General features: G+C 45.9%; 19 protein-coding genes. 11 read left to right on the forward strand and 8 right to left on the reverse strand.

Features of this window, described 5'->3' with window-relative positions:
• Positions 1 to 116: 116 nt before the first annotated feature.
• The 8 genes from PL85_RS12265 to PL85_RS12300 all read right to left on the reverse strand — a co-directional run bounded on the left by PL85_RS12265 (position 117) and on the right by PL85_RS12300 (position 9690).
• Positions 117 to 731, reverse strand: a complete 615-nt coding sequence (locus PL85_RS12265) for a glutathione S-transferase family protein (protein WP_064626559.1) — start codon at positions 729 to 731, stop codon at positions 117 to 119.
• A gap of 13 nt (positions 732 to 744) precedes the next feature.
• The gene (locus PL85_RS12270) at positions 745 to 1776 is read right to left on the reverse strand and encodes an NADP-dependent oxidoreductase (protein WP_094123575.1); all 1032 of its coding nucleotides are present in this window, start codon (positions 1774 to 1776) and stop codon (positions 745 to 747) included.
• Positions 1777 to 1859: 83 nt separating this feature from the next.
• Positions 1860 to 2456, reverse strand: coding sequence for a TetR/AcrR family transcriptional regulator (locus PL85_RS12275; RefSeq protein ID WP_164996811.1), 597 nt, complete (start codon positions 2454 to 2456; stop codon positions 1860 to 1862).
• 154 nt (positions 2457 to 2610) lie between these two features.
• Positions 2611 to 4908 (reverse strand): glycoside hydrolase, encoded by a 2298-nt coding sequence (locus PL85_RS12280; RefSeq protein ID WP_115339988.1) that lies wholly within the window; start codon positions 4906 to 4908, stop codon positions 2611 to 2613.
• A 75-nt stretch (positions 4909 to 4983) separates the two neighbouring features.
• Positions 4984 to 5811: a DUF2861 family protein gene (locus PL85_RS12285; protein WP_115339989.1), complete on the reverse strand. Its 828-nt coding sequence runs from the start codon at positions 5809 to 5811 to the stop codon at positions 4984 to 4986.
• On the reverse strand, positions 5804 to 6457 hold the full coding sequence (locus PL85_RS12290) for a response regulator transcription factor (protein ID WP_013868288.1): 654 nt from the start codon (positions 6455 to 6457) through the stop codon (positions 5804 to 5806). Before PL85_RS12290 ends, PL85_RS12285 begins: the two co-directional genes overlap by 8 nt.
• Entirely contained in the window at positions 6454 to 7899 is a 1446-nt protein-coding gene (locus tag PL85_RS12295; protein WP_115339990.1) for an ATP-binding protein, read from the reverse strand. The genes PL85_RS12290 and PL85_RS12295 overlap by 4 nt, the downstream gene beginning before the upstream one ends.
• A 93-nt stretch (positions 7900 to 7992) precedes the next feature.
• Positions 7993 to 9690 carry an RluA family pseudouridine synthase gene (locus PL85_RS12300; RefSeq protein WP_019283072.1) on the reverse strand — a complete coding sequence of 566 codons (1698 nt, stop codon included), beginning with the start codon at positions 9688 to 9690 and terminating at the stop codon, positions 7993 to 7995.
• A 574-nt stretch (positions 9691 to 10264) separates the two neighbouring features.
• Here PL85_RS12300 and PL85_RS12305 point away from each other — a divergent pair.
• From PL85_RS12305 to tssH, 11 genes are all read left to right on the forward strand, one after another.
• Entirely contained in the window at positions 10265 to 11353 is a 1089-nt protein-coding gene (locus PL85_RS12305; RefSeq protein WP_115339991.1) for a sel1 repeat family protein, read from the forward strand.
• A gap of 388 nt (positions 11354 to 11741) precedes the next feature.
• On the forward strand, positions 11742 to 12251 hold the full coding sequence (tssB, locus tag PL85_RS12310; RefSeq protein WP_017043584.1) for a type VI secretion system contractile sheath small subunit: 510 nt from the start codon (positions 11742 to 11744) through the stop codon (positions 12249 to 12251).
• A 49-nt stretch (positions 12252 to 12300) separates the two neighbouring features.
• Positions 12301 to 13776, forward strand: coding sequence for a type VI secretion system contractile sheath large subunit (gene tssC, locus PL85_RS12315; protein WP_026027753.1), 1476 nt, complete (start codon positions 12301 to 12303; stop codon positions 13774 to 13776).
• A 2-nt stretch (positions 13777 to 13778) separates the two neighbouring features.
• Positions 13779 to 14216: a type VI secretion system baseplate subunit TssE gene (gene tssE, locus PL85_RS12320; RefSeq protein ID WP_115339992.1), complete on the forward strand. Its 438-nt coding sequence runs from the start codon at positions 13779 to 13781 to the stop codon at positions 14214 to 14216.
• 6 nt (positions 14217 to 14222) lie between these two features.
• Positions 14223 to 15992 carry a type VI secretion system baseplate subunit TssF gene (gene tssF / locus PL85_RS12325; protein WP_013868296.1) on the forward strand — a complete coding sequence of 590 codons (1770 nt, stop codon included), beginning with the start codon at positions 14223 to 14225 and terminating at the stop codon, positions 15990 to 15992.
• A complete protein-coding gene (tssG, locus tag PL85_RS12330) occupies positions 15956 to 16978 on the forward strand; it encodes a type VI secretion system baseplate subunit TssG (RefSeq protein ID WP_026028436.1) in 1023 nt (340 codons plus the stop codon). The genes tssF and tssG overlap by 37 nt, the downstream gene beginning before the upstream one ends.
• A 4-nt stretch (positions 16979 to 16982) precedes the next feature.
• A complete protein-coding gene (gene tagH, locus PL85_RS12335; protein WP_094125344.1) occupies positions 16983 to 18455 on the forward strand; it encodes a type VI secretion system-associated FHA domain protein TagH in 1473 nt (490 codons plus the stop codon).
• Positions 18456 to 18457: 2 nt separating this feature from the next.
• Positions 18458 to 18937 (forward strand): type VI secretion system lipoprotein TssJ, encoded by a 480-nt coding sequence (gene tssJ / locus PL85_RS12340; protein ID WP_013868298.1) that lies wholly within the window; start codon positions 18458 to 18460, stop codon positions 18935 to 18937.
• A 4-nt stretch (positions 18938 to 18941) separates the two neighbouring features.
• Complete coding sequence (tssK, locus tag PL85_RS12345; RefSeq protein ID WP_017044997.1) at positions 18942 to 20276, forward strand: type VI secretion system baseplate subunit TssK; 1335 nt, start codon at positions 18942 to 18944, stop codon at positions 20274 to 20276.
• 2 nt (positions 20277 to 20278) lie between these two features.
• A complete protein-coding gene (gene icmH, locus PL85_RS12350; protein ID WP_026028435.1) occupies positions 20279 to 21052 on the forward strand; it encodes a type IVB secretion system protein IcmH/DotU in 774 nt (257 codons plus the stop codon).
• Positions 21053 to 21075: 23 nt separating this feature from the next.
• Positions 21076 to 23694, forward strand: coding sequence for a type VI secretion system ATPase TssH (gene tssH / locus PL85_RS12355; RefSeq protein ID WP_094145617.1), 2619 nt, complete (start codon positions 21076 to 21078; stop codon positions 23692 to 23694).
• Positions 23695 to 23696: the final 2 nt, after the last annotated feature.

Here is a 23696-nt window from a genome sequence, read left to right on the forward strand (position 1 = left end):
ATCCTAATGTGTTTGGTTACTTTTCACTATTGATAATACATCAAGTAGTCATTTCCATTATGGAAATAAAAACGCCACTTCGTTATCGTCGAAGTGGCGTCATCAGGAACCTAAGGTTAGGCGTATTGCGCTTCGATTTGGTTCGATTTTAGATAAGCAGGGTGAGTGGCGAGCTGCTCTAAGTAACGTTCAATATTCGGGAAGTGAGTAATCGCTCCGTTGGTCAGCAATATTTCAGCAATGAATGACATCATGAAATCAGCGCCAGTGAGTTGATCGGCCACTAAGTAGCGTTTATCCGCTAAACACTGGTCAAAATAACTCATCACTTTGGCCGTTTCGCTTTCTGCATAGCCACCAAGGAAATTGGTTTGGCAGCCATCTTTGGCAACAAACATCTTTAATAGCAGCGGCAATATGGCAGAGCTTTCCGCAAAGTGGAGCCATTGCTGATATTGCACATATTCCACGCTGCCACGCTGAGGCGCAAAGTGTTGGCCGTATTTTTCTATCAAGTAATCGGTAATGGCGCCAGATTCAGCAATCACCAAGCCATTGTCTTCAATCACAGGTGACTTACCTAACGGATGCACGCTTTTTAGCTCGGGCGGTGCCAGAAAGGTCACGCTATCACGTTGATATGGAACCACTTGATACTCAACCCCTAATTCTTCAAGTAACCAGATTATGCGCTTAGAGCGTGATTTATTTAGATGGTGAAGTTTGATCATTATGTGGTCCTTATTAAAGTGGTTGGTTGATTTGGATAACCAGTTTGCCAAAGTTTTTGCCTTCCAATAGACCAATAAAGGCTTGTGGTGCGTTTTCTAAACCGTCAATCAGTTGCTCGCGGTATTTCACTTTCCCTTCGCTTAGCCATTGAGTCATATCAGTAGCAAATTCGTTATAGCGATGGCCGTAGTCATCAAAAATAATGAAACCTTGCATGCGGATTCGTTTGGTAAGCAAGGTGCCCATCAGCATAGAGAGGCGATCAGGTCCTTCAGGCAGCGACGTTGCATTGTATTGAGAAATCAAACCACACAGCGGAACTCGCGCTGCTGTGTTAAGCAGAGGTAAAACCGCATCAAATACTTTGCCACCGACATTTTCGTAGTAAACGTCAATCCCTTGAGCACATGTTTTAGCCAATTGCTCTGCAAAATCGTCAGCTTTGTGATCAATACATTCATCAAAACCTAATACTTCTTTAGCGTAACGACATTTTTCCTCACCGCCAGCAATGCCCACCACTTGGCAGCCTTTGATTTTAGCAATTTGACCAACCGTTGCCCCTACTGGGCCAGTAGCTGCGGCGACTACCACCGTTTCACCTTGCTTCGGTTGGCCGATGTCTAGCAAACCCATATAAGCGGTAAAGCCGGGCATTCCCATGATGCCTAGTGCGTATGAGGGTGAGGTTGGATTTTTACCGAGTTTAAGTAAACCTTCGCCGTTAGAAATAGCGTAATCCTGCCATCCGGTATAAGCGAGTACCCACTCACCTTGCTCAAATTTTGGGTGGTTTGATACTTCCACTTGACACACGGTCCCGCCTACCATGACATCATCAATCGCGACAGGATCGGCGTACGATTTAGCGTCACTCATGCGGCCGCGCATGTAGGGGTCAAGTGAAAGATAAACACTACGCAGCAGCACTTCACCAGCGGCAGGTGTTGGTTTAGGCGCATGTTCTAAGCGAAAGTTAGCAGGCGTTGGTGCACCGACAGGGCGTGAAGCGAGTACAATGCGGCGGTTAGTTTGTTCAGTCATTGGAGAGTCCTTTATTATTTTAAATTAGACCAGTCGTCTAGTTTGGGTTTCAAAAAAACCGCTATCGAAATAGCGGGTGAATCTTAACTAGGGCACTGGCCTTGCAAAATGTGTTCGGTGCTCGTAAGCGCTTGTGCAAGCCCTTGGTTATCTTGACGCAGTTTACTGAGCAAACTTGCGCCGAGCCAAAGGTTATAAAGCAATTCTGCGGTTTGCTGGCTGTGTTGTACGTGAATGGAGCCGTCGTCGATCCCTTGCTGGATACATTTTCCGACCGCCTCAATAATGCTATCTGCACCTTTAAGTAAAGCAATACGCATCGCATCAGACAAGTCTGAAACTTCAGCGCTTAATTTCACCACCAAGCAGCGCTGTGCGTTACATAAGCCATTGCTCTGCTCATACCAACATTGCCAATAATGCATCAAGTGTTGATAGGCGTTTCCTTCTTTTTGGTTAAAAAGGGCATTAATCCGTACTAAATAGTGCTGAAAATAGTCCGTAATCAGTGCCTCGCCAAATTGCTCTTTTGACTTAAAGTAGTGATAGAAAGAGCCTTTGGGCACATCAGCGGTTTTTAATAATTCAGACAAACCTACGCTGGTGAAGCCTTTGGTTACGACAAGTTGGTAACCGACCTCAAGGATGTGTTGGCGAGTATCATGGGTTTTTGTATTCATGGACGGCACTATAATTCAAATTAGACCAGTCGTCTATTTTTGTTCGTTCATATTGTATTTGTGCTACTGGCTATGGTTGCTGAATAACAGAAATGGACACTTCCTCCTTGAAGTGTCGCACTATTATTTATCTTTTAATGAGTGAGAGATGAGACTATTTTTCTGTCTTTAGCGTATCCGATGCCCAAATGAGGTTTTGCCCATTGCTGAGCTCAGCTTGAATACTCAAGGCTGGAACTATTTTCTTATCCTCTTTTTTATATGGCTGCGTAGAGAAATTGGCGGTAATTTTACTGCCATCACCAAAGGTTGTTTGTTGTACCATCCCTTGTTCATCAAGCCATTTAAAATCGACTAAAGGTTGGTTCCACACGACTTCATGGATTGGTGCAAACCCTTGCTGATAACGGCGTAATGCGTTGACTCGTGCGCTGTTAGGCGTCGCTTCATCACGGCTAAGGTGAATCATCGCTGGGGTGTTATACAGCATGGCGATTAAATCTCGCTCCGCTTGCACGTTGGAAAACTTCACGCTGTCGTTGTGCCAGTGGTGACTGTTGATCACCTCATCATGGAACACGGTCTGATAGAGAGGGATACGGTATTGCGGTGCAAATAACAGTGTTTTGTACGGCTCTTTGACTTGCGCGGGTTTAAAGAAAAAATCTGGGCTCGTTGTTGGGAACCATGCTCCAAGAAAGTAAGGCGATTGGCGGTTAGTTTTCATATCAGGATCTGTCCAGCCAAATCCTACCGTTTCTAAACCATGAGCAAAAGAGAGCCCTTGTGTCGTCAGGCTGTTACCATCTTCAGAGCCGAGAACCACATTCTGTTCATTGGCTATCCAGCGCATGCGTTGATTAAATGCCTCCAGCATCGCGCTTTCTTTCATTCCTTGGCCCTCTTGGTATGAGTAATCTTCACGGGCCATTCCGGTCCCATCCACATCAAGAAACAGGCTGTTAAAGCGGCCATATTTTAAAATTGCCTCAATGCGTTGCTGCACAAAGCCCAATTGGCAGGCTGGGTTAAGATAAAAGCCGTTGCCACGAAACCCTTTTTGTTTTTTGCCGTCGGCGTTTTCTATCGAACATTGCTCACGCATCGAATCCGGTAGCTGCGCGGTAAGCCAACCATCGTTGATGCCTTTTGCAATGGCGGTATTGTAGGAGTCGTACACCCCAACTAAGTAGCCAGCCTGTTTTGCTTGATCAACCACTTGTGGCTGGTAAAAGGCGGGCATCCAATTATCCAAACCTAGCCAGAGGTGTTGTAAACCTGCTGAGCTGAGTGCGTCAATCATGGATGTCGATAGCCCTTGTCCCCAAGTGCTGGCATCATGTAGAAACGGTAGTTTCTGCTCTGCGAGCCATGCTTTTCGTGCCTGAGCGGCTTGGTATTGGCTAGCTATCCCTGCTTCTTGGGTTGAAGGTTGCTCTTTTATCCAAGCATTGAGCGAGCGGTTCACTTCGTCAATCAACAACCGCTTATTGTAGTTGTTGAAAAAATCTTTTCCTTTAACGAGTGGCTTAAGCTCTTTGAGCGCTTCGTTTGATGCTACCCACTGGGGCTGCTTAAAATACCATTCTTTAAGTGCCCAGAAATCAGTCACATCTTGTTTGGCCACTAAGTCTTGGCCAAACAAGTAAACATGGCTTGCGCCGATAAGCTGTTTTATGGCTGGGTTTTGCTGCGCTTTTTGTTCGAGCGTTTGTGATAGCCCATTCTCTTTTCGCCACTGACGGTAGCGTTTGGCACCATCTAGTGGTGAGTTGCCAAGGGAGATTTCCACCTCAAAGGGCTCATCTTTGTTGAGCACAGTGAAAGCGTGCGTGGCTTGCATGTCCAGCTTGTTTTGCTTGGCGCTAAAATTGAGTTTGTTGTTGGTGGCGGTATTGAGTTGGTAGCTCACATACTGCTCATTGCCAGCTTCTACACTCCAAAATGGCATTTTGAGATCTTGCGTGGTATTGCTGGCAGAGCGTTCCGCTATGAGGTAGTTCACCCACTGTGGGTTATCGGTTGGAATCCGCATTCCTTCACTAAAAGGAAGAATGAGCGTTTTGCTTTGCTGCTCAGGCAGTTCAAACCACTGCACGGTTAACGGTTTAGCACGAGAGATTTTACTCTCGGCGCTCGCGGTAATCGACAGCTTCAATGTTTGTTGTAAATTGGCCTCGACTTTTAACTGGCTAGGAACAAGCAGCCAAGAGGCGTGATGTTGATTATCTTGTTGCAGTTGGCTGACTTGCTGTGGCTGGCCATTAACGGTTAGCTGGCCTTGGTTAATGGTTAGCTGGGCATTTTGCTGCCAATCAATAGCAAAATTTTGTGGCTCTATTTGCACGGTTTGGTTTTGATTATGCAGTGTAATTGACGCCGGTTGTGATTGGCTAGCCAACGCTAAAAGTGGCGTACAAGTGATCAATAAAGAACAAAGTGGTTTATACATGGTTTGTCATTTCCAGTGTGTCTCGGTGTGTTGATTACATAAGAAATCGACAACTAAATTGTCACCCTGATGTCTTCATTGAGCCTGATTTGGCAGAGTCAAACGTTGTACATATTCCACTTTGATTGCTCCTTGATATTCGACAGTTTTGATCAGAGTACTGAGCCATTTAGCCGAGCTGGGGGATGAGCTTGGTTTGCCCAATAATTGCTGAGTATTACTTATTGCCACCATATCTTGCTGCTTGATTAACTGAAATTGGTCGTCAAACCATTGCCAAGCAAGGCTTGTTGGGGGGCAATTTGTCAATGCAGTGGGGGACTCAAGTGCTAGTGGGTAGCCACCGTTGGGAGAGGCGGATTGCAACCATGTGGAGCCAAAAGGCATGGTAAGAACTAACCAATAGTGTTGTTTGTCGAGTGTCAGTCGATAAACGCCATCTTGCGGAGCAAAGAGCAGTTCTGGGCTTTCTAATTCTATATAAGGGGCGGATGACGTTACTTGGCTCTGTGAGATGAGCAAGCTATTGTCAGGGCCAAGAAGTTCAACCTTGCTAGGCAGCTTCGCTCCCTCCATTGATAATTTGAACTGGTAACCTTGCTGCATCACGTTGGTTTTTTTTTGTATCGAGACTTTGATCAGCGCCGCATTTGGTACCACATCGCTTAAGAGCTGTTGGCCACATTGGGTTTGTTCAATAATGGCATGCTTGACGCTTGCCCAGTGTTGCGTGGCAATGGTTTGGTTATTGAGTGCGAGGATCAACTCTTGCCAGGCAAGCTGTGGCTGATGGTTCACTAAAGCGCGATAGGTTGATTGCAGTGGTGTGGCCATAAACCAATCATCACTCACGGCGTGGCTTGGACTAACGACGAACAGTACAAACAGCCAAAGGTTACGCATTGGACACCTCGACTAAACGATACCCAACGCCACGAACGGTTTCGATATTGAGTGAGGGTAACTGCTGCCTTAGCTGTAAAACATGGTTATCGACGGTTCGAGTTGAGGGAAAGGCTTGGTAGCCCCACACTTTATTGAGTAGTTCATCACGGTGAAAAACACGTCCTTGGTTTTGAACCAGCAGCAGTAATAGCTGAAACTGTTTCGGTTTTAGCGTCATCAACTGCTCACCTAAGGTAACGCTGCGCTTTGAGAGATCAATGGCAATGTCAGCGTAGGAAAGCAAGCTTTCTCCTAATGGTCGCAGTTGCGCTTGAATTCGCGCCAGTAATTCTTGTTGCGAAAATGGCTTGGTGACGTAGTCTTTCGCCCCCGCCATCAGACCTGCTATTTTTTGCTCAACCTCGATTTTGGCCGTTAGGATGATCACTGGCACGGCTTTGGCCATTAGCCATTGAGGCAGATGATCCAAGCTGTCTCCTTGAGCCAGTTGCCTATCTAAAATCACCAAATCGGCGCGAAACCATGCTTTTTTGACTTGTGAGAGCTGCTGTACCCACAAACAATCAAAACCTTGCTGTAGCAAGTAATCATGCAAACCTTGCCCGAGTAGAGGATCATCTTCGACCAATAACAGTGTGTTCATAATGGTAATTCCAATTGGCAGCGAGTGGGGTGGGCTTTACACGTCAGTTTGCCGCCCATTTTAAGCATCAAATGGCTCACAAGACGGAGCCCAATCCCCATATTGGAAGCCGTGCGAGAACGGGAAAATAGCCGTTTTAGACGAGAGGGAAACTCGCCTTCATCGCTAACGCAAAGCCGCAGTTGAGTGTCAGTCACGCTGGCCGTTATTGAGATTGTCCCTTGACCATGTTGCTTGGCATTACGGATCAAGTTATCCAAACAGATCCCAAGCCAGTAATACGGTAGTGTGAGCTCGATATCTTGTGTCAGTTCATAGCTGAGTTCGTGTTTCGCTACGCAGTGATCTAACCAATCTGAGAGATAAGCGGTTTGACATTGAAACGGCTCATTTGGGTCGCTACTCAAAAATCCTTTACTGGTCTGAGCAAGCTGAGCTAAACGTTGGTGATCGGCCAGTAAGCGGCCGAATGTATCTTGGGCTGGCTCTGGCAGAGTATCAAATTGCTGGCGAAACTGCTCAACGGTCAAGCCAAGACTTGTGATAGGGGTGCGTAGTTCATGCGTCAGCAACTGTAAAATAAAGCGTTTTTCTTTGGCTTGTTGGCGGCGTAACCAGAGCGTCCTACTCAGCGTTGCTGCGAGTAACAGCAGTAATATGACCGATAACCACAGTGAGATATTGGGTTTTTCTTGGCTAGAGACACACAGATTACTGTAGCGTAATTGGCAACTTTGAGTAGCCTCTGTGATGGCCGACAATACCAATTGCTGATCGAGCGCGACTTTTTTCCATTGCAATGCGCTCAGTACGCGAATACCGAAATCGCCACTGATCCATAGCCGTTGTTGATGGTCAATATAAGCGCGATAACCGCTGACCAAGGCATCTCGCCCTGCCGTTTCTAAATCGGTAAAAAAGGTGTACAGCGGATGATGAGGGTTAGAGAGAGTCGTGTAGGGCTGTAGCTTGGCGTTTTGCTCGGCCGTTATGTTATGAGTCGAAAAAGCTACGTATCGCTCTGCGTAGCTCCCGCCTGCAGGATGCAGAAACGGAGCAGTCTTAAACCAACGGATGGGCAATTCATCGCCTTGGCATAAAGCGAGTTCAAACGACGCTGCTTTTTGCAATTCAGGGCGTGATGCCAAGATTTTTGATAAACCGGGCGACAGTGCGCACTGTGAGGCTATCGCTTTGAGCTCAGTTATCGTTTGCCATGAATAACGGGAAAAATCAGGATAGGCGCTGGCGCTGAGCAGAAGATCGACAGGGTATGAGTTAATACTTTGCAATGGCAAGGCTCGCGCAGCCGATAGCGATTCGGCTTGGCGTAGAAAATGCTGCCAACGATCTTGCAGCGTTTGCTCTTGCCCGTGTGCTAGGTTTGATTGCCCTAGCACTGCGGTGAGTGTGATCAAAAGGTACAGCAGCCGTGTTCTCAACGTTAAGCACTTAGAAAAAGGTTCGCATTCACGAAATTATAGCTGTGCTAAGTCAGGATTTGTCACCTCAATGTCACTAAAGCGGAATGTCGATCAAAACTCGGCATCCACCGTGAATGCCATCCTTTGCTTGGTATAAGGATGATCAAAGCTCAGCGACTCAGCATGTAGATGTAAACGCGCTCCTTTCGTGCCATAAAGATCGTCGCCAACGATGGGCAGGTTGAGTCCTTCCACATGAGCGCAATGCACGCGCAATTGGTGGGTTCGTCCTGTTTTGGGGTAGAGGTAGACTTTACTGAATCCATCTCGGCATTCAATTAATTGCCAGTGAGTGTCAGCGGGTTTGCCATGTTCAAAACAGACCAATTGACGCGGCCTGTCATCTAAATCGCCCCGCAGCGGTAAGCGAATGTCACCATGCGATTGCTGTAATTCACCAGCGAGTAAGGCAAGATAGCGTTTTTCAACGCCGCGAGTAATAAACTGCTTCTGCAGGCTTTTATTGGCTCGGCGGGTGAGAGCAAACACCAATAAACCTGAAGTAGACATATCGAGGCGGTGGATCACAAAAAGCCCTTCATCTGAGCTAAACATTTGTTGCAGACGAGTATAAACCGAGTCCTGAATGTTGACTCCGGGAACGGATAGAAACTCGGCAGGTTTGTTGACGACAATAATGGCTTCATCCTGATAGATGATGTCGATCTCTTTGCCTTGCGCTGGGTTATGCAATAGCGGGTTATCATCGAGCTTCAGCCCATCAAGCATGTGAGCCAAAATCGGTTGGCACTTGTTTTGACAAGCAGGATAGAATTTCTTGTGCTGACGAATTTCAGATTTTGGTGACGCTCCCCACCAGAATTCGGCGAGTGAAATCGGTGTCATCTGATGTTGAAACGCGTAGTGCAGCAATTTTGGTGCGGCGCATTCTCCAGATCCTGCTGGTGGAACAGGGTTAGCCGTAAGACGGAAAATCTCCCCCAGAGATTTTTCAGTGCCGTATTGATTGAGAAATCGATAGTGAGAAAAAAGTCGTTGCTGCAACGCATTAGAGAGATTTTTACGCTGCTCTTTTAACGCATCAATCTTTTCTTGAAATGCGTCTATTTGCGCTTGTAGTTCGTTGAGGTTGACGTCCCATTTTCGTTTTAATTGCTTGAGGAACGTTTTTTCAGCCACACTTTGTTTGGCGAGACAATCTAAGGTTTCACGCAATTGTTGGGCATCATTTGATTGTTCGGCAAGGATGCGTTGCTGTTTACGCTGTTCACGACCTTGAATCATCAGTTGGCGATGCGCTTCTAATTCATCTTGCGCCTGCTGTTGGGCCGTGGCCCATTGCCGCTGAAGTAGCGCACGCTGTGGATCGCACTCCAATTGTTCAACTTGCTGATTAATTTGATTGATTGGCACGCTGCCTTCCAAGAAAAAACCATCGTTAGTGAGCATGTCAAATATAGGCGGCACAAAATGCGGCAGCAGGTTTTGCTCAGCTAACTTCCCCGAGAATGCAGACAGGTACCCTAGCTCTCCACTTTGTTTACGCACCACTAAAACGCCAAACATTTTCCCGATAGCTTCCGGATGCTGGTTTAGCACGCCGTGATTATCGAGCCCAAAATTATGTTGCCAATTCTGCTGGTTCAGCAGGTGTTGTTGCAGCTGGCTTGCCGCTAATTCGCTTAGCGGATGCGGCTCGTAACAAAATGGGAAAGTAAAGCGCTCAGGCAGAGAGTAGCCTTCAATAGGTTTTTTAAAGGCAGTAAAACAGGGCGCTGGTGTTGGCATTTTCTCTGGCTCGCAGTGGATGGTGGTGGAGAACGCAGAATTGTACTGATTTGACCTAGAAATGCCAGTTTCTGGTTGAACGGCGATGATGATACGATTAATTAATGTAACTAGCTTATTAATATCATTAATATAGCTTAGTGAATCCCAAAGAAATAAGTTAACAGTGTCGATTTAACCTGATGCTATGCGTTTATTTAAAACATATAGAATGATTGGAGGATTAATTCATTTTATTTCTATGCAAAACAATGTCAGCTTTATGTTAATTTTTTTTCATTAATTCTATTTGTAGTGATTGGTTCCTGATTCTATTTAATTTAATGAGTGTATTGTTTTTAATTTTGATGGGTAAAGGCTGAGTATTGATTATCATATAGGCAATATTATGCCCGCTCGGGCAATTTGTTGCTCGGTTGGGCAATTTTTTGCCCGCTCGGGCTGTGGGGCTTTATTCTTAAGTAAGCGTAATTGAAGGGAATGATTTTTGCTTACGTGTTTATGGATAAATGGTTAGTCAGTTAAGGAAATATAATGAGTCAGAGTATTGTAGTGGGTAATATGGAAACGGTTCATGATGGATTTCTGCCAACGTCTATCATTGTGTGTTCCGCAAGCGTCAAGTTTGGAAGTTGCGTCAATGTGGATTAATAAAACATATGCCATTTTAGCGCTCTCCTTATTTCCTTCGATGGTGTTACATGCTGAGCAAGAAACGTCTGCAGCAGAAGTGTATGAAGTAGGAAATATGTCTCCAGAAAAAGCGTTTGCTACCGGACGACTGCTTCGAGCGCAATACAAAAATATGGAATCGCGACCATACCTCCAGTACGCGGCAGACAACGACAATTCGGATGCCGCCTTTCTCTACGCGATGGAGCTTTCGAACTACAAAACGACCATTAGAACGCCTCCTGAAGCGCGTGAATATCTGCTTAAAGCCGCAAAATTAGGCAATCGTCGCGCCATGAAACATCTTTATACCGATGCTAAGTGGTTAAGAGAGCGCGATGTGCAGTACTGGAAAAGCCAGTATCACGATAGTTTGATTCGTTTAGGACGAGATGATCCTGCACAAGCCACTTACGAGCTTGCCCAGTTTTACAAAGGTATGGATAACGAGATGTATAGCTACTATCTCGATAAAGCGGTCAGTTTTAGTCATCCACGAGCATTGATGGATAAAGCAAAGCAAGTTCAAGCTGGTGGAGGCCTGTTTTTAATGCCTGGAGAAAGGGAGACCAAGGTGAGAGAGCTCTATCTCGCGGCTGCGAAGACAAATTATATCCCTGCGATGAGACGCTACATCGGTATTTTAGAGAGCAAAGGCCGTTTTGAAGACGCCTATCAATGGCGACTGATGGCGTTAGAGCAAGGTGATATTACCTCTTTGGCCACGGTGATTAAGATTCTGCTCGGCGATAGCGCACCCTATCATTTTGTGACTCCAGACAGGATCAAAGCGCAAGCCTATTTAGATTTATATCTCTCTGCTGCTGGTACTGAACGTATGCAGTCGCTCTACTCAATATTGGAATTAGAGGAAGAAAGCCTTGCTGGTAAGATGAGTGAGGAAGAAAAAGCACAAGCTAATGACATATTTGTTAACTATAAGAATAGTCTGAGTTTTTATTATCATGATGTCTTTTGGGATATTAATTAGTTAAATTATACAGTATTAGAAACGGCATATTTTTTTGGGTAAAGATCATGTTTTTGTGATTTTTTATATTTAAAATGCTCCTATATGAATAGAATGTGCCGAGAATTTTAAATCCCCACGAAAAATATCGATAAATCTGATGGGGTAATTTAGGGAAGAATTTAATAGCTAATGCTAATTAATGGGATTTATTGTTTAAATGCTCATTAAAATCTACCAGATAATAAATATTAAGAGACTTGAGTTCTATTAGAACTTAAGTCCAATAGATTTAACTTTAATTTTTACAACGTTATGTAACCCTCGGCCTGAGTAAGTGGTAACTAAGTTTAGCTACGCTCTTGTCCGTAATTTTGACAATGATTGGCATAGGTATTGGAGACGTAATATGTCTAAAGAAGGAAGTGTAGCTCCTAAAGAGCGGATTAATATTAAGTATATTCCAGCAACGGGAGATGCACAGGCTGAAGTTGAGTTACCGCTAAAAACTCTGGTGGTGGGTGATTTTAAAGGCCATACCGAAGAGACCCCACTTGAAGAGAGACAGACCGTTTCAGTGGACAAGAACAACTTTGAAGCGGTTATGCGTGAAAGCGATTTGAAACTGACCACTACAGTGCGCAATAAACTGAGTGGCGATGAAAATGCTGAGCTTCCTGTTGAGCTTAGTTTCAAATCTCTTGCTGACTTCGAACCGGATTCAGTGGCAGCACAAGTTCCAGAATTAAATAAATTGGTTGAGCTACGCCAAGCTCTTGTGGCCTTAAAAGGTCCTTTGGGCAATATTCCCGCGTTTAGAGAGCGTCTACAAGAGCTACTAAATTCGGAAGAATCGCGTGAAAAACTTCTATCTGAGCTAAGCCTAGTGAGCGGCAAAGAAGAAGAGCCCCAAGCATAAGGCTTGATCAACCCAACTTTTTATTTAATCAAATTTAGGAACGAAATTGATGTCTACTACTGAAGCCGTCTTAGAGAGACAAAGTGCCACCCAAGGCAGTTTACTTGATGAAATCATGGCACAAACGCGCATTGCACCGACTGAAGAAGGGTATGATGTTGCGAAGAAAGGGGTTGCTGCGTTTATTGAGAATCTCATCGGTTCGAATCAAACGGAAGAGCCGGTTAACAAATCACTCGTCGACCAAATGCTGGTTGAGCTTGATAAGAAAATCAGTGCTCAAATGGATGAGATTTTGCACGAAGAGCGTTTCCAGCAGATGGAATCGTCATGGCGTGGTTTGAAACTGTTTATTGACCGTACCGATTTTCGTGAAAACAACAAGGTCGATTTGTTGCATGTAACGAAAGGCGAGTTGCTTGAAGACTTTGAATTTGCACCAGAAACGACGCAATCCGGTCTTTATAAGCACGTTTATTCTTCTGGTTATGGCCAATTTGGTGGTGAGCCGACTGGCGCTATCATCGGTAACTTTGCTTTCACGCCATCAACCCCTGACATGAAGCTACTGCAATACATGGGTGCACTTGGTGCGATGGCTCATGCTCCATTCATTTCTAGTGTAGGCCCTGAGTTTTTTGGTATCGATTCTTTTGAAGAGCTACCAAATATCAAGGATCTTAAGTCAACATTTGAAAGCCCTAAATACACTAAATGGCGTTCTCTACGTGAATCAGAAGATGCGCGTTACCTTGGCTTGACTGCGCCTCGTTTCTTATTGCGCGTGCCTTATGATCCAACAGAAAACCCAATTAAATCATTTAATTATGTGGAAAGTGTCAGCGCTTCACACGAACACTATCTATGGGGTAACACCGCGTTTGCTTTCGCTACTCGTTTAACCGATAGCTTTGCCAAGTACCGTTGGTGTCCAAACATCATTGGCCCACAAAGTGGCGGTGCGGTTGAAGATCTGCCAGTGCACGTGTTTGAATCGATGGGTGCACTGCAAAGTAAGATCCCAACTGAAGTGTTGGTGACTGACCGTAAAGAGTTTGAATTAGCAGAAGAAGGTTTCATTGCTTTAACCATGCGTAAAGGCAGTGATAACGCCGCATTCTTCTCTGCAAACTCGATCCAAAAGCCAAAAATATTCCCGAATACCAAAGAAGGCAAAGAAGCAGAAACCAACTACAAGTTGGGTACGCAATTGCCATATATGATGATCATCAATCGCCTTGCACACTACGTCAAAGTGCTACAGCGTGAGCAAATTGGTGCTTGGAAAGAGCGTCAAGATCTTGAACGCGAGCTTAATGGTTGGATCAAACAGTACGTGGCTGACCAAGAAAATCCACCAGCAGACGTACGTAGCCGTCGTCCTCTTCGTGCTGCAAAAATCGAAGTCATGGATGTTGAAGGTGAACCAGGTTGGTATCAGGTCTCTCTCTCTGTTCGTCCTCACTTTAAGTACATGGGTGCGAACTTTGAATTGTCATTGGTTGGTCGATTAGATCAAGCATAACCATGACTTATATTGCACCTGAAGAGAGTGCATTTGGTGTCGGCTTCTTTGAACGTTTAGAAGCTGGCACCAAGCCTATATCTTTGACCCAAGGGCCAAATGCATGGGATGTGCTCCAATCAATCAAACGCAATGTTTCCAATATTTTGAATACTCGCATGGGTGAGGCACAAAGTGCTCCAACGTTAGGTTTAGTGGATTTTAACGATGCAACGTTAGAAACCTTAGACTTATCGCTGCGGATTAAGCTTGCGATACAAAGCTGCTTAGATGTGTATGAGCCCCGTTTACGAAATATTGTGATTCGATCCGAGTCGGACGTGTTTAGCCCTTTGATGCTGCGCTTCCATATTGTGGCCGAAATAAACAGTGATGCGTTACATGAGAAAGTGCAGTTCAACCTGCTACTGGATCAAAACCGAAAGTACCGAGTATATTAGAAAATTATGGCTCAAGATAAGTACTTCAGAGAAGAGCTTGCTTTCCTTAAAGAACAAGGAAAGCATTTCACTGAAATTCATCCTCAACTCTCTCGCTTTTTACACGGTAAAACGACGGATCCTGATGTCGAACGTTTATTGGAAGGCTTCGCCTTTCTCACCGCTCGCTTGCGCGAAAAAGTTGAAGATGAATTTCCTGAGCTAACGCACTCCATCATCAATATGCTGTGGCCAAACTACTTACGTCCTGTGCCAAGCATGAGTATTGTCTCGTTCACACCGGATAAAAGTGTCAGTGATAAGCAGCAAATCGCTCGTGGCACTCAGCTCGATAGCAAGCCTGTTTTCGGCACCAAATGCCACTTTAGAACCTGTCGTGACGTGCAGATTTACCCACTGAAATGTACTGACGTCACTGCGCAACATACTAGAGAAGCGACCATCATCGAAGTGTCGCTTAATATGTTGGGTGAGATAAGCGTCGGTGATGCGCATCTTGATGATCTGCGCTTTTACTTAGGTGGTGATAAATACAGCTCACAAATGCTCTATTTATGGCTCAACCACTACCTCGATAAGATTTCTGTTGAAGTCGCGGGGGTAGAATTTACGCTGCCGCGCAATAGCTTCCAAACGGTCGGATTTGATAGCGAGCAGTCGCTTTTGCCCTATCCTTCCAATGTGTATGAAGGTTATCGCGTTTTGCAGGAATACTTGTCGTTTCCTGAAGCATTTCATTTTGTTGACATTACCCGTCTGGCTAGCGTAGTGCCGAAATCAGTGCATGGTGCGTTCAAACTGAAAATCAGTTTTTCGAAAACCTTGCCAGCGGACGTTCGAGTGCGTCAGGATAATTTCCAGTTGTACTGCACCCCTGTCATTAATTTGTTTGAACATGATGCCGATCCGATCGATTTAACGGGCAAGCGTTCAGAGTATCGCATTATTCCCTCTAGTCGTTACCCTTCTCACTATGAAGTGTTCAGCGTTGACGGCGTGTTCGGTTGGCAAGACAAAACTCAAGCCAGTCAACGGATTCGGGGTGAAAAACGTGTCTATTCAGCATTTGAAAGTTTTCAGCATGAAGTGGAGCGGGTTCGAAATCGTGAAGCGCTCTACTACCGCACACGAGTGAGAGACAGTATCCGTGGCGATGGATTTGATAATTTCATCTCTTTCATTCGCGGAGATGAAACGCAATCCATGCATGTCGATGAAGCCATCTCGCTCAAGCTCACCTGCACCAATCGCTTATTACCGCTCGAACTCGGTGTCGGTGACATTTGTGAGCCGACAGACAGCTCGCCCCCCTTTGCCACTTTCAGCAATATTACCGTGCCTTCACAATCTCTGCGCCCAGTACTGGATGGCAGCCTATTGTGGGTATTGATTTCTAACTTATCGCTGAATTATTTATCGCTGCTGTCCAAAGATGCCTTAAGTAGTGTGTTGCGAGCTTACGATTTCAGAGCCTTGGTGGATCGCCAAGCGGAGCGTGTTGCGCGTTTGCGTCTTGAAGGGATCCAAAAAATTGAGTCGCAACCCGTGGATAAAATATTGCGCGGTTTGCCAGTGCGAGGGCTGCAATCGACGATTCATATTGATCAAAACTGTTTTGGTTCAGAAGGGGAGCTTTACCTCTTTGGCACAGTGCTTAGCCACTTTTTTGCCCTCTATGCCAGCATCAATTCGTTTCATGAGCTGATCGTTATTAACGCGTCCAATCAAGAGAAGTACACATGGGGAACACAGACAGGAATGCAGCCATTGATCTAGAGATGGCTGCGGCGGCTGTGCCGGAGCCTCTACTGGGTTTACCAAGCGATGTACGAACGTACAACTTCTACCAATTGGTGGAACTGCTGCAAAAACTTAATGCGTTTAATCCTGAATCAGAAGATTGGGAGCGGACATGCCAGTTGGTATTCAGTGCCAACCCCAGTTTAGGCTTTGCACCAGCAGACGTAACGGATTTACGTGAGTTCGCGGATGAGCGCCTGATTTTGCAAACCAATTTTTTTGGATTAACTGGGGCACAGTCACCGTTGCCTGGTTTTATTTTGCAGCAATTGGTCGAAGAAGATCCCGGTGGTTTCAAGCGGCCTTTTTTAGATTTTTTTAATAACCGGTTGATTAACCTTGTGTATCGCGTATGGCGAAAGTATCGCTATTACGTCCGTTTTCAAGCGGGTGCGCAGGATCAATTTTCATCACAGCTGTTCGCTTTGGTCGGTTTGGGTGATGCGGACTTGCGCGGCGAAACACCGATAAATTGGTGCAAGATGTTGGCTTATGCGGGCACTTTGGCTGGCCGAAGTCGTTCACCGCAAGTGGTGTCTGGCATCATCGCGCACTGCTTTGATCTACAAGAAGTCAGTATTCGCCAGTGGGTTCGACGTAAAGTCCGGATAGAGCCTTATCAGCAGTTTTGCTTAGGTAAGCAGAATGGTGAGCTTGGGATCAACAGCATGTTGGGTGAGTCAGTAATGGACTGTAATGGTAAGTTTGTTATCTGTATCAAAAACTTAACTCGAGAACGATTTGCCGATTTTTTGCCATCAGGCAAAGAACATCAACCGCTGTGTAAGTTGGTGGAGTTTATTTTACGAGAGCAGATGGCTTACGACCTTGAGCTGACCATGCACGAGAGCGAGGCTCCGGTGATGAGTTTATGCCATGACAGTGGTGTGGCTTTGGGTTGGTCATCATTTTTAGGGCGCGATTTGGCGGACAAAAGTGTGCTTATACAAGTAAGGCAATAGCGATATGCAGAAGAAGCAAACGCTTTCAATGGTAGTGACGAATGTGCAACTACTGGAATCAGGATTATCCGCACAAGCGATGTTTAATGTGCAAGGCGGTGTGATTGGCTCTGCAAGTGATGCGCATTGGCAGCTTCGTGACGGTAAAGGGAAAATTCAAAATCATCACTGTGCCATCCGTGTGATTGATGGTGCGTTTTGCATCCAAGATCTGGTTGGTAATACCTATGTTAATGGTTCCCATAAGCCGTTAGGGCAAGGTGCCTCGGCTAAGTTGGAGCATAAAGATGAAGTGGCCATTGGACCTTACCAAATTCGTGTCATTTTTGGTCAAGTGGGTGAAGACGATTCTCTGATTAATGGTTCTTTGGATCAGCTGTTTGCTAAAGAGGGGCTCGATCTACTCAAAGATGGTCCATTGGATGATATCAGCCGCGACGAGGATGAACCAGAGCCGAGTTCAATGGACCCTATCGCCGCTTTAGATGATTTATTGCAAGGCATTAAACAAGAAGAGTCGTTGCTTGAAGAGACGGAAAAACCACTCGCACAAGCACAACATTCATTAGTGCCAGAATACGATAGCCAGCAGTCGCAACTGCAGTTTACGCCTCAAGCTGACAGCGAGTATGAGATGACGTCATCGATTCGATTAAAGAAAATTCTCGGTTTTGGCAAAACCTCCACCGATTTACCACCTATTCCGGCTGTTGAGCACCATGAGACTGCGCAACCACCGACTCATTTGAACATTAATAACAGCATTTACAACGTACCTGAGGGCTTAGCGATGGACGATAAAGTATTAGATCTACTTGAGGAAGAAGTGGCGAGAAGCTACCACCCTCACTCCGAGCAACACAACAGCTCGTCAAACAATGCATCACACTTATTGACCGGCCCCATGCTCACTGGGCTAGGTGTTGACGTTGGTAATAGCCACGATATGGCGAAAATGCACATGCTTTCAGAAGAGCTTGGGCAATCGTTGCAAGCGTGTGTGCAAGGTTTGCTTGAGCTTCACCAGCAAGTGAGTGAAGGGCGTTTTGGTATGATGAATCGTAACTTGCAACCGATTGAAGATAACCCACTTCGCTTGGGGCTATCATACGAAGAAACCATTCGTACTCTGTATGATGCTGATAAAAGTGTGGTGCACTTGTCTGCCCCAGCGGCGATTGCCGAAAGCCTAAAAAATGTGCGCGACCATAACGAAGCAATGCAGCACGCCACTAGCGAAGCCCTAAATCAGATTCTTAATGCCTTTTCTCCTCAAGTGCTACTGCGCCGTTTCCAACATTACAAGCGCAATAGTGATGCACAGAATCACTCTTCAGATGCTTGGGCGTGGGAGATGTATTGCCACTACTACCAAGAGCTCACTTCTAATCGCCAAAAAGGATTTGAGAAACTGTTTTGGGAAATTTTCGAGCAGTCTTACGACAAGAAAATTCGTGAAAAACAGCTGGAGCTATAACGGTGAACAAGCGGTCTTTTGTCCTGCTGATGCTACTGACGGTATTAACCGCCTGTAGCTCATCAGAAAAGTATGAGCCAGCCACACAGCCGACCAAGGTAACGTTCAGTCTCGTTAGTGATGAAGGTACTAACCCTAATATTTGGGGTGAAGCGTCGCCGATAGAGGTTCAAGTGTTTGAGCTCAAAGATGATTCGATGTTTATGTCTGCCGATTATGACCAAGTAAAAGCAGACTACAAAAAAGCGTTACGCAGCAATTTTATCGCCAATTACGATTATGTAATGACACCAGGCCAGTTTAAGTTTGTGAACGCGTTCGAGATTGATGAAGGCACGAACTACATTGGGGTCATGGCGCATTTTGCTGAACCTGAGCTGAGTGAATGGAAAAAGGCCGTCAAAGTGCTTAACAAAGGTAGGGAATATCATCTTTTGATGTATTTCAAAGACTACGATGTAAAACTGGAAAGGGTGGAATAACAAGATGTTTGCGCGTAATCGTGTCATTTGGAATGAAGGTCTATTCATTAAACCGCAGCATTTCCAGCAGCAGCAACGCTATTTTGAATATCATATTGATGAACGCATCTCATCAGTCAGTGGCTACCTTTACGGAGTATCAGAGTTATCACTTAACCCTGAATATCTCTCTTTTGGTCGTATCGCGATCGAACGTGCGGTCGGCATTATGCCTGATGGAACTGTTTTCCGTATTCCTCAGGAAGATGTGCTGCCCGATGCGCTTGAGATTGCCGATGCTTCGCTTGCAAACCAGTTGGTCTATTTAGCGGTGCCACTTCGCAGTGAATCGTTAATGGAGATTAACTGGCCTGAAGAGCGTGGAACCGGGCGTTATTTAAGCAATCGTTTAGAAGTGCGTGATGTGCATACCGTGCGCGGTGACACCACGACGCTAGATGTCTCACCTGTTCGTGTGCAGTTGATGCTTGAAAAAGAAGACAGAAGCTCTTATGCCTCAATTGCGATCGCTCGTATTTTAGAAAAACGTCCTGATGGCAGTGTCGTGCTCGATCCGGACTTTATTCCGTGCCATCTTAATGTTGCGAGCAATGCGGCTTTGCACCGTTTTATTAACGAAATATCCGGGTTAATGCGCGAACGTGCCAAAAACATTGCTCAACGTATCAGCTCTCCCTCTCAAGGCGGGGTAGCGGATGTGTCTGATTTTATGCTGTTGCAAGCCCTGAATCGCTTACAACCCCAGATGCAACACTTGGCAGAGCTACGCAGTTTGCACCCGGAACGTTTATTTGAGTGCCTGTCATGCGTATGTGGAGAATTGGCTACATTTACCGATGAAAGCCGTTTACCACCGAGCATCCCGAGCTACAACCATGAAATGCCGACCCACTCTTTTGGGCCGCTGATCCGCAACTTAAGACAGAGCCTAAGTATCGTACTTGAGCCTAGAGCGGTCTCGATTCAGTTGGATAAACGTAAGTACGGCCTGATGGTTGCCCCAATCCACGACCCTCAACTGGTTGAAAGCGCAGAATTCATCATCGCGGTGAAAGCACGCATGCCATTAGATGAACTGCGTCGTCTCTTTACTCAGCAGACCAAAGTATCGTCAGTGGAGAAAATCCGCGAGCTCATTTCACTGCAATTACCGGGCATTCCAATTACACCGTTACCAGTGGCACCAAGGCAGTTGCCTTACCACGCCGGTTATACCTATTACCAATTGGATAAAACCAGCTCAGCATGGTCGATGTTAGGTCGCTCAAGTGGTTTTGCTTTCCATGTCGCGGGTGCGTTTGAAGATCTTGACCTGCAATTCTGGGCGATTAGGAGCTGATGATGGCCATTGATAAAAAAAACACCCAATACAGCGGTCTGCTTTTTGACAGCGTCGAGCAGATCAACCACGACCAAGATTACTGGTTTCAACTGCGTGGTGATAACCCTAATGTTTTGATTGATGCTGCTACCCCTCTGTTTGGTTTGTCGCTGCGGGTACGCAGCTTGTCAGAGTGCGAAAACATTGAGCAGATCTACAAACAGACGGTGGAAGAGATTAAAGCGATTGAAATCGAGCTTGCCGAGCAAGGGTTTGAGCATGCGATTTTGATGGCTTATCGCTACATTCTGTGCGCGTTTTTGGATGAAGCCGTCATGGGAACCGAGTGGGGTGCATCCAGTGTGTGGGCTGAACATTCTATGCTGTCTCGTTTCCACAGTGAGACTTGGGGCGGCGAAAAAGTGTTTACCATCTTAAGTCGCTTGGAAGGTGAACCTAAACGTTATCGCGCGTTGCTAGAGTTTATCTATCAATGCCTAGTGTTAGGTTTTGAAGGTAAATACCGTGTGATGGAAAGCGGCCACAACGAGCGTGAAAAGGTGATCAGTCGTTTACATGACACCGTCAGTTCGTTGGATGAAAACGAGCCGAAGGAACTGACCTCCGCCACGGACCATGTGGTGAAATCAAAATATAAGTTAAGCAGGCAGTTACCGGTTTGGTCAGTACTGCTTGGTTTTGTCATTATTTGGGTCGGTGTGTTTTTAGGCTATTCCTATTTACTGCACAGCCAATCGGCAGACGTATTAAACCAATTGAACCAAATACTCTAATTATAAAAGGCTAGGTGATTGTAGTGATCCGTATTGAATTACCCACATTAATTTCAAAACTCAATGAACAGAGTAAGCTAGCCCTAGAGCAAGCCGCTTCATTATGTATTGAACGTCAGCACCCAGAAGTGACCTATGAGCATTTCCTGCATGTGCTGTTAGAGAACCCACTTTCGGATGTGCGTGTGATAGCTAAGCACGCTAACTTAGATGTGGAAACCGTAAAACAAGCCATCAGTGCAAGTTACGCTCGTGAGCAAGTGTTAGATACCTATCCAGCATTCTCGCCACTGTTGGTTGAGCTATTGCAGGAAGCTTGGTTGCTTTCTACCACTGAGCTGAATCAGAATCAGCTTCGTTCAGGTGTGGTGTTTTTAGCCGCGTTGATGCGCGCTGATCGTTACCTACCACTTAAACTAATCCGTCTTTTTGAACACATCAACAAAGAGAGCCTAAACAAAGGGTTTGATACGCTGTTGCAAGACTCTTCCGAGTCGGCGGTTGAAAAAAGCAAAGCGGGTTCTCAAGCTCCTGCCGCGCTGGATGCAGCGTCATCTTCGCCACTGCATAAATACTGCACCAATGTCACGGCGCAAGCGCGTAACGGCGAACTGGACCCAGTATTGTGTCGTGAAAACGAACTCAATTTGATGATCGACATCTTGTGTCGTCGTCGTAAAAACAACCCCATCGTTGTGGGAGACGCTGGTGTCGGTAAAAGCGCCATGATTGAAGGGCTTGCATTGCGCGTCGTTGCGGGTAATGTGCCGACACAGTTGCAAAATGTAGAGTTGTGCTCACTCGATCTAGGCTTGTTGCAAGCGGGTGCTTCAGTCAAAGGTGAATTTGAAAAACGTCTTAAAGGCGTGATTGACGCGATCAAAACTTCGCCTAAACCGATCATTTTGTTTATCGATGAAGCGCACACTTTAATTGGTTCTGGCAACCAAGAGGGTGGTAGTGATGCGGCCAACTTGCTCAAGCCAGCTCTTGCGCGAGGCGAGCTCAGTACTGTCGCAGCCACCACATGGAAAGAGTACAAAAAGTATTTTGAAAAAGATCCTGCGCTGACTCGTCGTTTCCAATTGGTGAAATTAGAAGAGCCGAGCATCAGCCAAGCAGTAGATATTCTGCGTGGCTTGAATCGTGTTTACGAAAAAGCCCATAACGTATTGATTACTGATGATGCATTGAAAGCCGCCGCCGAGCTTTCAGCGCGTTACATTTCAGGTAGACAACTGCCGGATAAAGCGATTGATGTGTTGGATACTGCTTGCGCGCGTATTGCAATTAATATCACCACACCGCCGAAGCGCTTAGCGCAACTAGAGACCGCTTGCCATCAACGTCAACTTGAAATTGATATGCTTGAGCGTGCTCAATATTTAGGTCAAGTGGTTGATTCGCATCGCTTGGATGAGCTATGTAGCCAAGAAGTGGCCGATGAAGCTGAAAAAGCGACCTTGACTCAAAGCTGGCAAGAGCAAAAAGCGATCATTGAGCGCATTATTACCCTACGCGATCAGCTCTTAGATGGCGCTGAGGATCATGGTGAGCTGACCCAAGTTGAGCGTGATGAGTTACTTGTTCAATTGCAGGAGCAATATCGAGCTTTAGAAGAGATCCCTCATAATGATCGCCTCATGCATCCACAAGTCGATGCTCAGCAAATAGCGGAAGTGATTGCGGACTGGACGGGCGTGCCCGTTGACCAAATGAACAGCGATGAGCTGCATAAAATCACCCACCTGACGGCTATTTTAGGTGAGGCAATCAAAGGGCAAGATACTGCGATTGAGCGTGTTCACCGTAACTTATTAACGGCGCGCGCGGATTTGCGTCGTCCGGGGCGTCCAAAAGGTTCCTTCCTGCTCGTGGGTCCAAGTGGTGTTGGTAAAACCGAAACTGTGGTGCAACTGGCGCAACAACTTTATGGTGGTAAACAATTTTTAACCACTATCAACATGTCGGAATATCAAGAAAAGCATACCGTTTCACGTTTGATTGGTTCGCCCCCGGGTTATGTTGGTTATGGTGAGGGCGGTATTCTTACCGAAGCGATTCGTAAAATGCCGTACTCTGTGGTGCTGTTAGACGAAGTTGAAAAAGCACACCCAGAAGTGCTTAATATTTTCTACCAAGCCTTTGATAAAGGTGAGTTAGCCGATGGTGAAGGTCGAGTGATCGACTGCCAAAACATCGTCTTCTTCCTCACCTCGAATTTAGGTTACCAAACTATAGTCGATTACGCGCAGCAGCCTCAGTTGCTTGATGAGCAGCTTTACCCAGAACTTGCGGCTTTCTTCAAACCCGCCTTACTGGCTCGTATGGAGATTATTCCGTATCTACCGCTCAGCAAAGAAGTGCTAGAGCAGATTGTGCGTGGCAAGTTAACCCGCCTTGAGCAGCTCTTTAAACAGCGTTATGCCGCTGACGTGGTGATTGAAGATAGCTTGATCGAAGAGATCTTAAGCCGTGCCACGCGCTCTGAAAATGGGGCTCGTATGCTGGAAGCGATCATCGAAGGTCAATTACTACCACCGATTTCATTAGCTTTGTTAAATAAACTGGCTGATAAACAACCAGTGCAACGCATCTATTTAGCGGCGGAAGAGGGTGAGTTTATTGGAGAGGTTGAGTGATC

The sequence above is a fragment of the Vibrio anguillarum genome (genome assembly GCF_001989995.2).
Taxonomy (GTDB): domain Bacteria; phylum Pseudomonadota; class Gammaproteobacteria; order Enterobacterales; family Vibrionaceae; genus Vibrio; species Vibrio anguillarum.

Excerpts from the sequence above, each read along its gene's own strand:
- PL85_RS12275 (WP_164996811.1), bottom strand. The coding sequence starts at position 2,456 with ATGAATACAAAAACCCATGATACTCGCCAACACATCCTTGAGGTCGGT.
- PL85_RS12270 (WP_094123575.1), bottom strand. The coding sequence starts at position 1,776 with ATGACTGAACAAACTAACCGCCGCATTGTACTCGCTTCACGCCCTGTC.
- PL85_RS12265 (WP_064626559.1), bottom strand. The coding sequence starts at position 731 with ATGATCAAACTTCACCATCTAAATAAATCACGCTCTAAGCGCATAATC.
- tssG (WP_026028436.1), top strand. The coding sequence starts at position 15,956 with ATGGGGAACACAGACAGGAATGCAGCCATTGATCTAGAGATGGCTGCG.
- PL85_RS12285 (WP_115339989.1), bottom strand. The coding sequence starts at position 5,811 with ATGCGTAACCTTTGGCTGTTTGTACTGTTCGTCGTTAGTCCAAGCCAC.
- PL85_RS12305 (WP_115339991.1), top strand. The coding sequence starts at position 10,265 with ATGATGGATTTCTGCCAACGTCTATCATTGTGTGTTCCGCAAGCGTCA.
- tagH (WP_094125344.1), top strand. The coding sequence starts at position 16,983 with ATGCAGAAGAAGCAAACGCTTTCAATGGTAGTGACGAATGTGCAACTA.
- tssE (WP_115339992.1), top strand. The coding sequence starts at position 13,779 with ATGACTTATATTGCACCTGAAGAGAGTGCATTTGGTGTCGGCTTCTTT.
- PL85_RS12290 (WP_013868288.1), bottom strand. The coding sequence starts at position 6,457 with ATGAACACACTGTTATTGGTCGAAGATGATCCTCTACTCGGGCAAGGT.
- icmH (WP_026028435.1), top strand. The coding sequence starts at position 20,279 with ATGGCCATTGATAAAAAAAACACCCAATACAGCGGTCTGCTTTTTGAC.
- PL85_RS12300 (WP_019283072.1), bottom strand. The coding sequence starts at position 9,690 with ATGCCAACACCAGCGCCCTGTTTTACTGCCTTTAAAAAACCTATTGAA.
- tssK (WP_017044997.1), top strand. The coding sequence starts at position 18,942 with ATGTTTGCGCGTAATCGTGTCATTTGGAATGAAGGTCTATTCATTAAA.
- tssF (WP_013868296.1), top strand. The coding sequence starts at position 14,223 with ATGGCTCAAGATAAGTACTTCAGAGAAGAGCTTGCTTTCCTTAAAGAA.
- PL85_RS12280 (WP_115339988.1), bottom strand. The coding sequence starts at position 4,908 with ATGTATAAACCACTTTGTTCTTTATTGATCACTTGTACGCCACTTTTA.
- tssB (WP_017043584.1), top strand. The coding sequence starts at position 11,742 with ATGTCTAAAGAAGGAAGTGTAGCTCCTAAAGAGCGGATTAATATTAAG.
- tssC (WP_026027753.1), top strand. The coding sequence starts at position 12,301 with ATGTCTACTACTGAAGCCGTCTTAGAGAGACAAAGTGCCACCCAAGGC.